The organism is Lysinibacillus sp. BF-4, from assembly GCF_000743635.1.
GTDB lineage: Bacteria > Bacillota > Bacilli > Bacillales_A > Planococcaceae > Metalysinibacillus > Metalysinibacillus saudimassiliensis.
Map to the genome: position 1 here is coordinate 33,404 of NZ_JPUW01000018.1, position 12,043 is coordinate 45,446.

Below are 12,043 nucleotides of genomic sequence, written 5' to 3' on the forward strand. Positions count from 1 at the left end.
AATAAAAAAGACGCATACTCTTTTAGAGCATGCGCCGTAAAAAAGGATAAGCTTCCACACCTATCCTATCTGTAATTTAACGGAGTAATAAACGTGTGGTAAGTGTATGAAGTTTCGTAGTTGTGTGTGCTGTGATGTTTGTCATGTCCCTTACCTCCTCGTTTTATAATGCTCCCTTAGGCTACCACAATATTTTGAAAATTGTCAATCTATTTTTAAAAAAGAGGTAGCGCCTTAGCACTACCCCTTTCATTTTAATAAGTGAAGCGATTGATTAATGATTGTAATTCGGCAGACATACGAGCCATTTCTTTTGCGGCCTCGTCAATTTCTGTCATGGCTGCTAACTGCTCCTCAGAAGCAGATGCAACATGAATCATGTTATCAGAAATCGTACCAGAAATACGTGAGACTTCTTCTGTAGATGCGGTAATTTCTTCTACACCTGCAGACATTTGTTCTGTCACGGCTGATACTTCATGGATTTGTGTGTTAACATTATCAATCGAATTTTTAATTTTAGCAAAGCCTTGTTGTGTTTCCACCACGACCTTCATACCTGCTGCTGTCTCACGTGCATTACCCTCAATTGCTTGGATTACAGAAGTAGTATCTGCTTGGATATGCCCAATTAATTGTGAGATTTGGTCAGCAGAATGTTTAGATTGCTCCGCTAATTTGCGTACTTCATCTGCTACAACGGCAAAGCCTTTACCTTGCTCACCCGCACGCGCTGCTTCAATTGCCGCATTTAACGCGAGTAAATTAGTTTGATCAGCAATGCCTGTAATAACTTCAACAATCGCACCAATTTCAATGGATTGCTCATCTAATTTACCAATCGCTTTGGTAACTTCATTAGATGAGGTATTAATTGCACTCATTTGGTGCATCACGCGATTTAACGCTTCGTTACCTTCTTGTGCTTCCTCACTTGTAACGCTTGTAGCATCTGAAATGGTTGAGGTAGTTTCGGCAACTTGTTGTACACCAATCGCCATTTCTTGCAGGGCAGTTACACTCTCTGCAATACTCGTTACAGATTGCTCTGCACCCCCTGCGACTTGTTGCATCGTAGTCGTAACTTGCTCAGTTGCCTGAGAAGTAGACGAGGCACTTGTTGTTAAACTTTGTGATGCAGTAGTAACCGTCGTTGCCGTTTGTGCAATTTGTGTCATCATTGTGCGTAGGCTAGTAAGCATTTGATTAAAACTTTGAGCCATTTCGCCAATCTCATCTTTTGACGTACTATCAAGCTGTTTGGTTAAGTCGCCCTCACCTGCTGCAATGGTTTGGATTTGTTCTTTCATGCGGCTGAGCGGGCTAATGATGCGCGCTGTTAATAGTGAGCTCACCACAAAACCAATGGCTAGTACAACAAGCATAATCAGCACAATTTTTGTAATGAAACTAATCAGTACTCCGCGGATTTCGTCAATACCCTCGCCAACGAACCACATACCAATAATCTCACCTTCAGCATTTTTAATAGGGGTGTAGAGTGTTAAGTATTTAGTGCCTACAACATCAGCTTCGCCTACAAAGGTCTCGCCATGAGCCATAACGGCCTCAATCACAATAGGGTCGGCATCCTTCCCTGTTAGGCGCTTGCCTTCAAGTTGTAAATTGGTTACTAATCCCTTAGTCCCTTGAAAGACCGTAACCCCACCGTCCATTTGTTTGCCTAGATCGTCGATTATATCAACATGGTCGGTCATTTTTTCTGTGCCTTTATAAAGCTCGTTATTTTTAATTGACCAGTCACCTGGTAGCTTTGCGTCAAGCAAGCTATAGCCTAATGTAGAAAGCTTAGTGACGCTTGATTCGTAACTGTTTCGCATAAGTTTGTCAGACTGTATATAGGTTACTACGCCTAAAATTAAGCTGATAAGTAAAATAAATGACATGACTAGCGCGTTCAGTTTAATACGTAATGACATCCGCTTTTGCATCCTCTCATTGAACAAAATGTATGAAAAAGTACCTATAACTTCATTTAACATTATTAGGTATATTAATTCAATACATTTACGGATGTTTACAAAATAACCATAAAACAAAGACACAAAAAAAGCACATTACACGAGGTAATATGCTAAAAATTTTATAATAAACGCTTGCGAAGTTCTGCAGGGTCATTAGGTGATAATAAACCAAATGGAATATCAAATACGGTATGTGCACCCGTCGCACCTTTTTGCGTTAAACGGTGAGCTGCACGTGCGTATGCTACAAGTACGCTTGAGGTAAAGCCAGGGTTACTACCAAGTTTTAATGAAAACTCGACAATCTGCTTGTCTCCTTGTGCGCTTTCACCACTACGAATGACAAAACCACCATGTGGCATGCCTGTATGCTCTGCTTCGAACGTTGTCTCATCAATAAAATGAACCGTAGTATCATAATCTGCGAAGTAGTTTGGCATTGTCACAATTGTTTCTTCGATAACCTTTTGGTCCGCTCCTTCGTCAGCTACAATATAGCAAACGCGCGCATGCTTTTCACGCGTGCTAAGCGTTGGGTTTTCACCGTTGCGCACACGGTTAACTGCTTCTTCGATTGGTAATGTATATTGAACACCGCGTTTAACGCCCTCAATGCGTCGTACAGCATCAGAGTGACCTTGGCTTAAGCCCTCACCCCAAAATGTGTATGTCTCGCCCTGTGGCAGTACGGTTTCGCCTAGTAAGCGATTTAATGAAAATAAACCTGGGTCCCAACCCACTGAAATAACGGATACATTGCCACCTGCTTGCGCAGCAGCATCCACCTCATCAAAGAATTTTGGGATTAGAGCATGTGTATCAAAGCTATCTACTGTTGTAAAGTGCTTAGCTAATGCAGGTACTTGCTCTGGTAAATCAGTTGCTGAGCCACCGCATAATAACATTACGTCAATTTCACCTTTAAATTGTACGGCCTCATCTAAATGGCAAACCTGCGCGCTATCTGTCGCAATAGCTACGCTTGAAGGATCACGACGTGTAAATACTGCCACTAGCTCCATATCATCGTTTTGTGTAATCGCCTGCTCTGCACCGCGACCTAAATTGCCGTATCCGACAATGCCTACTTTAATTTTACTCATCTTAACGCCTCCTCTACGTTAGTATCATACGGTGTATACAAAAAATTCACAATACTTTATGCGCAGAATACAAAAATTTCTGTATTTTTAAACAAAAAAAGAGCCGTCCATAAAGGACAGCTCTTCTTTAATTGGTTGCTTATTCTGCAGCTTTCGCGCGAAGAACCATTTGTAGGATACCACCGTGACGGTAGTAGTCTACTTCTACTTCTGAGTCGAAACGAGCTAAAGCTTTGAATTCTTTAACTGTACCGTCTTCAGATTTAGCAGTTACTGTTAGGATATCACGAGGTTTAACGCCTTCAGCGATGTTAACAGAGATTTCTTCTTTACCAGTTAAGCCTAAAGTTTCAGCAGATTCGCCAGCCATGAATTGAAGAGGTAGAACACCCATCATTACAAGGTTAGAACGGTGAATACGCTCGTAGCTTTGTGCGATAACTGTTTTAATGCCTAAAAGGTTAGTACCTTTTGCAGCCCAGTCACGTGAAGAACCCATACCGTAGTCGTTACCAGCTAATACTACTAAGCCAGTGCCGTCTGCTTGGTACTTCATGCAAGCGTCGTAGATGTACTCTACGTCGCCAGTTGGCCAGTACGTAGTGAAGCCGCCTTCAGTACCTGGAGCAACTTGGTTACGGATACGGATGTTAGCGAATGTACCGCGCATCATTACTTCGTGGTTACCACGACGTGAACCGTATGAGTTGAAATCGCGAATCGCAACGCCATTCTCGATTAAATATTTACCTGCAGGTGTATCTTTACCGATTGCACCAGCTGGAGAAATATGGTCAGTTGTAATTGAGTCACCAAACTTAGCGATTACACGCATGTTGTCAAGGCTTTGGATTGAGCCTGGCTCTTTTGCAAGACCTTGGAAGAATGGTGGGTTTTGGATGTAAGTTGATTTGTCATCGAATGTGTAAAGAGATTCAGTTGACGTTTCAATTGCATTCCAAGCTTCGTTAGCAGTGAATACTGTTTCATATTCTTTTTGGAATAATTCACGAGTAACTACTTTGTTTAATACTTCGTTTACTTCTTCAGTTGCAGGCCAGATGTCTTTGAAGAATACATCTTTACCGTCAGCTGTTTTACCAATAGCATCTGTTTGTAGGTCGATGTCTACAGTACCAGCTAATGCGTATGCTACTACTAATGGTGGTGAAGCAAGGTAGTTAGCTTTTACAAGTGGGTGAACACGGCCTTCGAAGTTACGGTTACCAGAAAGTACAGAAGTTACGAATAAGTCGTTATCTTTAATCGCGTCTTCGATTTCTGGAAGTAAAGGACCTGAGTTACCGATACATGTTGTACAGCCGTAACCTACAGTGTTAAAGCCAATTTTGTTTAGGTATTCTTGAAGACCTGAATCTTCTAGGTAACCTGTAACAACTTTTGAACCTGGTGCTAAAGAAGTTTTAACCCATTTAGGAACTTCCATGCCTAACTCAACCGCTTTTTTAGCTACAAGACCTGCAGCGATTAAAACGTATGGGTTAGATGTATTTGTACAAGATGTAATAGCAGCGATTGCTACTGCACCTGTTGGGATTTCTACGTCGCCTTCAGCGAATTTAGCTGTAGATGTTTTAGCGAACTCATCTTCAGTTAAACCGAAGCCTTGTACGCCCATTGGCGCTGTAACTGCTTCTTTGTAGCGTGCACGCATTTCTGAAAGTGGAATTAAATCTTGTGGACGTTTAGGGCCAGAAAGGTTTGGCTCAATGTCAGCAAGGTCAATTTCTACTACGTCAGTGTATACAGGCTCTAATGCTGGATCAAAGAACATGTCGTTAGCTTTAAGGTAAGCTTCAACAACTGCTAAGTGCTCTTCGTCACGGCCAGTTAAGCGCATGTAGTTAAGTGATTCTTCGTCAATTGCGAAGTAACCACAAGTAGCACCATATTCAGGCGCCATGTTTGAAATTGTAGCACGGTCAGCTAATGGTAATTGTGGAACGCCAGGACCGAAGAACTCTACGAATTTACCTACTACACCTTTAGCACGTAAAACTTGAGTTACTTTAAGTGCTAAGTCAGTAGCTGTTGTTCCGTTAGGAAGGTCGCCAGTTAATTTAACACCGATTACTTCAGGAATTGGGAAGTAAGATGGTTGACCAAGCATACCTGCTTCAGCCTCGATACCACCAACGCCCCATCCAAGTACGCCAAGACCGTTGATCATTGTCGTATGTGAGTCAGTACCTACTACTGAGTCTGGGAATGTTTCGAAAGTACCGTCAGTATTTTCGTAAACGTGTACAACTGGTGCAAGATACTCTAAGTTAACTTGGTGTACGATACCTGTTGCAGGTGGTACAGCGCGGAAGTTATCATAAGCAGTTTGCGCCCATTTAAGGAAGTTATAACGTTCAGCGTTACGTTCGAACTCTAAGTCCATGTTCGCTTGTAAAGCTGCTTGGTTACCATACTTGTCTACTTGTACAGAGTGGTCAATTACAAGGTCAACTGGGATAGCTGGGTTGATTTTAGCTGGATCTCCGCCCATTTCTTTCATTGCTGAACGTAATGAAGCTAAGTCAACTACTACTGGTACACCAGTGAAGTCTTGTAATACTACGCGAGATGGTTTGAAAGGAACTTCTGCTTCTGCGTCAGCGTCTTTACCCCATTTTGCTAAGTTGTCAACGTGAGCCTCATTAATTACATAACCATCATATTGACGTAAAACTGATTCTAATAATACTTTAATTGAGTAAGGAAGGTTTGATACCTTTGCGATACCTGCTTCTTCGATTGCGCCTAAACGGAAGTAGTTATACGTTTTGCCGTTTACATCAAATGAAGCGCGGCTGTTGTGTAAATTTGCCATTTACGGTTTCCCCCTAATAATTCTTATTGAAAAGGCTGATGTCTCAGCTACTTTCCTCCAACACCTATGATACCCGATTTTGCGACATAAGTAAATTACATTAATTTTATATTTTACTATAAGTTAAACTTATCACTGATGATAAATTACACTTGCGAAACGTTCTCAATAGTATGATAATTTCTTATTGCGTTAATTTATTAATCTTTAGCATAAAAATAGGTTTATGCACGATTTTGTAAGGGTAAAGTTAATTATGAAACGGAGTGATTTACTAATGAAAACGGAAAACTTAGACAAACAGTTAAATGAGTTAGTATCAACATGGTCAGTACTCTATACCAAGCTACACAATTATCACTGGTACGTAAGTGGCCCATCATTTTTCACACTGCATGTTAAATTTGAAGAGTTATATAATGAAGTAACATTAAACTTGGATGATTTAGCCGAACGTATTTTATCAAAAGGTGGCAAGCCTGTTGCTACATTAAAAGAGCACCTTGAGTTGTCACTAATTAAAGAGGCATCAGGTAAAGAGGATGCAACGAAGATGGTTGAAAAACTAGTCGCTGACTTTAAAACAATTATGAAGGCGTTAGACAATGGTATGACGCTTGCATCAGATGCTGGTGATGATCGCACAGAAGACTTATTAAATGCCCAGTTCCAAAGTTTAGAAAAACATACGTGGATGTTAAACGCCTACTTAGGCAAATAAATTTGATGAAAAGCAGTGTTCCTTTTAAATGAGGACGCTGCTTTTTTGTTGGGCTTAGGTATAATTTTTTAGTAGCTTGTTTGTTTTATTTTTAATAAAAGTAATGTCGCTTAATTTGTTGTATTAGTACAAAAGAAAACAGCCACCGAAGTGACTGTTCTGCTCTTATAATTTAATCGAAATATATTTTGTTTCAAGGTAGTCTTCCATACCTTGACGTCCGCCTTCGCGTCCTGTACCGCTTTCTTTCCAACCGCCAAATGGTGCTTGTGCTGCTGAAGGACCACCGTCATTTAAACCGATGATACCGTATTCAAGCGCTTCACTTACATAAAACGCCTCAGAAAGATTAGTTGTGAAAACATAGGCTGCTAAACCAAATGGTGTGTTATTAGCACGCGCAATGGCATCATCAACATCTGTAAACGTAGCGATTGGTAGTAATGGGCCAAATGTTTCTTCTGACATACACTGCATGTCGTCTGTTACACCAGACATTACGGTTGGCTCGTAGTAATAACCATCACCTGTTGCACGCTTACCGCCTGTTTCAACGACTGCACCTTTAGCACGTGCATCTTCTACGTGTTCGTTTACTTTGTCAACTGCATTTTCATCAATCATCGGACCGATGTCTGTTGTTTTATCTAAACCGTTACCAACCTTCATTGCTTTTACTTTTTCTGCTACTAATGCTACAAATTTTTCTTCGATATCTTTATGCACATAAACACGGTTTGTACAAATACATGTTTGACCCGCATTACGGAATTTAGATGCCAGTACACCTGCAACGGCTACTTCAAGATCAGCGTCTTTTAGTACGATAAATGGTGCGTGACCGCCTAATTCAAGTGATACCTTTTTCATTGTATCTGCCGAGTCCTTCATTAACTGTTTACCAACTTCTGTTGAGCCTGTAAATGTTAATTTACGTACGCGGCTATCGCTTGTCCAAGCACCGCCAATCTCACGTGCCGAACCTGTTACGATATTAATAACGCCTTTTGGTACGCCTGCTTGCTCTGCGTATTCCACTAATTTAATCGCTGTTAGTGGTGTTTGACTAGCAGGTTTAAGTACAGCTGTACAACCTACTGCTAAAGCTGGTGCGATTTTACGTGTAATCATTGCCGCTGGGAAGTTCCAAGGCGTGATTGCCGCTACAACACCGATTGGTTGACGTAGTACAAGCATGCGTTTATCTGGTGCAGAAGCTGGGATTGTTTCGCCGTATACGCGTTTACCCTCTTCGGCATACCACTGGATATAAGCATTCGCATAGCGTACTTCACCTAGTGCTTCTGCTAATGGTTTACCTTGTTCTTCTGTCATTAAAGCCGCAATTTCTTGTTCGTTTTCTTTTACAAGCTCGTACCAGCGATATAAAATGTCGCAACGCTCTTGTGCGGTTTTCTTTTTCCATGTTGTGAAAGCTTCAGCTGCTGCATCTACTGCTGCTTTTGCTTCCGCTTCACCACCGTATGGTACAGATGCCATTGGTTGTTTTGTGGCTGGGTTAATGACCTCGTATTGCTTCCAGTCCTTACCTACCCATTCACCATTAATTAAAAGTTCGTAGTTTTTCATTTTACTTCTCTCCCTTTTCAACAACTTTACCTTCGTAAGCTGCTGCGTAGATGGTAAAAATATCTTCCAACTCTAATTTTAACGGACTTCTTGCTAAAATTCTCGTTTGCAGTATCGCATCATCCGTTAATGATTGGATGGCTTCTTTAGGAATCGAAAATTCTTGTAATGTTGAAGGGATATTAATATCCTCTACTAAACGCTTAAGCTCACGCACACAAGCTTGTGATGCTTCGGTTTGTGACATGCCTGATGGACTGAAGCCCATTGCTTCGTAAATATCCTTCATGCGCTCCTCACAACTTGAACGAATATAACCCATTACATATGGTAATAATACCGCGTTTGACTCACCATGCGCTAAGTGGAATTGACCACCTAATGGGTAAGCTAAACCATGTACACCTGCAACGCCTGCGTTAAAGAAAGCAAGACCTGCTAAGTAGCTACCATAGCTCATTTTTGTACGCGCTTCTTTATTGTCACCTTGGTGTACAGCTGTACGGATAGATGAGCTAATTAAACGAATCGCCTGTAGTGCTAATGCGTCAGAAACAGGGCTCGCAAATTTTGATACATACGCCTCAATTGCGTGTGTTAGCGCATCTGCACCTGTAGCTGCTGTTACTTTAGGTGGTAAAGACATTGTTAACTCAGGGTCAACAATTGCGACGTCAGCGATTAATGCATCATGTGCCACAACGTCTTTTGTTGTTTCAAGCGCTAATACCGAAATATTTGTTACCTCAGAGCCAGTACCTGATGTTGTAGGAATTAAAATTGTTGGTAAACCTTTATGCGTTACTTGACGTGAGCCTGTTAAGTTTAAGTAATCCGCTACTAAACCTTCATGCTGTGATAGTACACCCGCAAGTTTACTTAAATCTAGGGCGCTACCGCCACCAATACCGATAACGGCATCAAAATTATTGTCGCGTGTAAACGCTACAAGTTTTTCACCAACCGCAAGTGGCGGCTCAGGTACTACTTCTGTGTAGACCTCGTATGTCATGCCAAGCTCCTCTAACGGGGCAATCACATGGTTTGTTAAGCCGATTTGGTGTAAAAATGGATCTGTCACGATTAAAATATGACGTGCATTAAAACGTTTTAGCTCTGCTGGTAGGTGCTCCATTGCACCCCATCCTGTATAACTAAGTGGTGGTAATGTAATTTTTTCAGACATTTTCATTTTCCTTTCTTGCGTTAAATTCTGGTTGATTTTTTACGAAGGTATCGTCTACTTCACCGCGGAAGAAGTCTTTACCATAAATTAAGAATACTAATAAGATACCAACGCCGAAGCCCCATGCTGCGCCTTTAATCGCTAGCACACCGCCGATAATACCGGCAATCCCAAGGTCGCGTTGACTACGTGCCTCAAGCACACCTACTTTAACACTTACATAACCTTGAATTAATAAAGTTAAAGCTAAGGCTACACCAAGGATTGGCTGTACAAGCCCAACAATCGGTAATAATAATAAACCTGTATTTGTACCCCAGCGGAATGAACCAACACCGCCAAAGAATGAATCCATTGCTGCACGCCCTTTTTTGTAGCGCTCAACCATAACAACTTGCATAGCTGACCATAATGGACCTGCCATTGTAACGTCTGGCCCTAAAATACTCATAGCTGCGTTACGGAAACCAAATACTAAGTGTGCGCGACTTGGGCTATAATCTAGCTTTTCGTCATCGCGTGATGCGTCAGCTTCTTCTACTAAGATGCGTGTTTGAATTACGTCACCAAATAGTACAATGTAAGCCGCAAATACAGTAGGTAGTGCCGAAATAAACATCATAAGTGGCGGTAAGCCTAAACCAAATACTGTGTACTCATTCCATAATGTTACAAAGTCAGGTTTTGAAAAGCCCCACTCAATTGTTGGCCATGCTGCCTCTTTAAATAGTGGCGCAATCACTACCGCTAAAATAATTACAGGGAATACGCCAAGCTTTGCTACTAAGCCAAGCAGTGGATGACGCGTTTGCACTTGTGCAAAATGCTTCGAGAACATTAAATAAAAACCTAAGCCAACTGCGATAGTAATTGTCCAAGGGAATTGGTCAAAACGTCCGCCTAATTGGAATACTGATATAATTGCCGCAAAACCTGCACCTAAAATGATACCTGAGTTAAGCGCTGGTGGAATTAAACGAATGACCTTATTGGCAAGTCCGGTTGCTCCTAAGAACAAGGACAATATCCCGAGGGTCAGCTGAAAGGCTATCAACGCATGGACGCGCTCTGGTCCTTCAGGGAACTGCTGTACATACAGCATAATTAATGGTACGGCTGGTGTAATCCAACCTGGCACGGCTGGGTCGCCGAGTAAGTGATGTAGTAGGTAAAATAAACCATTCAACATAACAATAGCTAATGCCACTTCAAATGGCATGCCGAGTAACTCTGTTAATAACGGAATCGCCGATAAATCGACTGCACACATTAACAGCCCTTGTACATAATCGGGCCACTCAAAACGATAATGAATAAACGGTAATCGAATTTTGAACGGTCCTGCTGGAATATGTGGTGCCTCCTGGCCATACTCCCTTTTCTTCCACAACATAGGTTATCCCCCTTAATGAATAGCTAATCCACACGTGGCTACTGCTACACTACTTCCACTTTTCTGAAAAATCTACGCAAATGAATACGTATACATTTCACAACAAAAAAATAATGTCACGAAATGAATACGTATACATTCGATGGTAAAAAGTAGAAGCAACTCAGCAAGGTTGCGTCGTGCTTCTACAAAATACTTTAACAGACTCCGTAATTTGGATGCAAGGCTTTTTTTCACTTTCAATCATTTTAATCAGCTCTTGAATGGCCACAAGCCCTAAATTACGCTCCGAAATACTACCTACTGTAGTTAGTTCAATTGCCCCATGGCGACTGCGCTCCACATTATCAATCCCAATAATACTTAACTCCTCTGGAATTTGAATGCGCTCCTTATACGCAACATCCATCACCTCTAACGCGATAGAATCAGCACCACAAACAATGGCAGTTGGCGGCGCACTTAACGTCTTGAGTTTGGCGTGTGCCTTTAACACTTCGGCTTTAGAAGCCGTATCATGAACAATAAGCTCTTGTGGTAATTCACCTAATGCTTGCTGTACGCCTATGAAGCGGTCACGAAAAGTACTCACCTTTTGTGAGCCACCAATAAAGGCAATACGCGTATGACCTAAGTCCTGCAAATGCTTTGCAGCTAAATACCCCGCTTGCACATTATCAATTTCCACAAAATACTCATTGCGCGCATGCTTACGGTTATACGTAATAAACGGAATAGACATGTGCGTAAGCTGCTCAAAAATCGCATCCTCTAAAAATACGCAGGATAAAATCATCCCTGCCATCTTCGTTTGAATTGCCGTAGCGTACGCCTCGGCTAATTCATCATCCTGTACAAACTGCACATTCACTTGGTAGCCTCGCTCATTAGCATACGTGACAATCGCTGATGTTGTCTCAACAAAAAATGGATTGTATAACGGACCCGATAATAAGGTAATCAGCTTGGTTGTGTCCTGTACGAGCGAACGCGCATGAGCGTTAGGCACATACTTTAATGCTTCAATAGCCGCCTCTACCTTGCGACGTGTTTTTTCTTGCACGCGGTCAGGGTGATTGAGCACGCGTGACACAGTCGCCTGCGAGACACCTGCCTGGGTCGCTACATCTTTAGATGAAACCATAAATACCCCTCCCTCTCTATTTGTTAAGTATACTACGACCCTAAAGGATTTGCCTACAAAAAAGAGAGCTCTATTTTGGTAT

8 protein-coding genes are annotated in these 12,043 nt (G+C 41.7%); 1 reads left to right on the forward strand and 7 read right to left on the reverse strand.

The genetic code is table 11. From position 1 onward, the window contains the following. Nucleotides 1-254: 254 nt before the first annotated feature. The 3 genes from CH76_RS07620 to acnA all read right to left on the reverse strand — a co-directional run bounded on the left by CH76_RS07620 (nucleotide 255) and on the right by acnA (nucleotide 5,927). Nucleotides 255-1,940, reverse strand: a complete 1,686-nt coding sequence (locus CH76_RS07620) for a methyl-accepting chemotaxis protein (protein WP_051910281.1) — start codon at nucleotides 1,938-1,940, stop codon at nucleotides 255-257. Between the two features lie 164 nt (nucleotides 1,941-2,104). Further along, a complete protein-coding gene (locus CH76_RS07625; protein WP_036144880.1) occupies nucleotides 2,105-3,088 on the reverse strand; it encodes a diaminopimelate dehydrogenase in 984 nt (327 codons plus the stop codon). 139 nt (nucleotides 3,089-3,227) lie between these two features. Then, nucleotides 3,228-5,927 (reverse strand): aconitate hydratase AcnA, encoded by a 2,700-nt coding sequence (acnA, locus tag CH76_RS07630; protein ID WP_036144881.1) that lies wholly within the window; start codon nucleotides 5,925-5,927, stop codon nucleotides 3,228-3,230. Nucleotides 5,928-6,204: 277 nt separating this feature from the next. On the opposite strand from acnA, the gene CH76_RS07635 reads away from it, so the two are divergent. Then, on the forward strand, nucleotides 6,205-6,648 hold the full coding sequence (locus CH76_RS07635) for a Dps family protein (RefSeq protein WP_036144882.1): 444 nt from the start codon (nucleotides 6,205-6,207) through the stop codon (nucleotides 6,646-6,648). Nucleotides 6,649-6,813: 165 nt separating this feature from the next. Here the strand turns inward: CH76_RS07635 and CH76_RS07640 are convergent, their stop codons facing one another. The 4 genes from CH76_RS07640 to CH76_RS07655 form a co-directional block, all read right to left on the reverse strand. Beyond that, the gene (locus tag CH76_RS07640) at nucleotides 6,814-8,238 is read right to left on the reverse strand and encodes an NAD-dependent succinate-semialdehyde dehydrogenase (RefSeq protein ID WP_036144883.1); all 1,425 of its coding nucleotides are present in this window, start codon (nucleotides 8,236-8,238) and stop codon (nucleotides 6,814-6,816) included. A gap of 1 nt (nucleotide 8,239) precedes the next feature. Then, nucleotides 8,240-9,424: an iron-containing alcohol dehydrogenase gene (locus CH76_RS07645; protein WP_036144884.1), complete on the reverse strand. Its 1,185-nt coding sequence runs from the start codon at nucleotides 9,422-9,424 to the stop codon at nucleotides 8,240-8,242. Further along, nucleotides 9,417-10,817 (reverse strand): hypothetical protein, encoded by a 1,401-nt coding sequence (locus CH76_RS07650; protein WP_036144885.1) that lies wholly within the window; start codon nucleotides 10,815-10,817, stop codon nucleotides 9,417-9,419. Before CH76_RS07650 ends, CH76_RS07645 begins: the two co-directional genes overlap by 8 nt. Nucleotides 10,818-10,980: 163 nt before the next feature. Then, nucleotides 10,981-11,961, reverse strand: coding sequence for a LacI family DNA-binding transcriptional regulator (locus CH76_RS07655; protein WP_036144886.1), 981 nt, complete (start codon nucleotides 11,959-11,961; stop codon nucleotides 10,981-10,983). Between the last annotated feature and the right edge of the window lie 82 nt (nucleotides 11,962-12,043).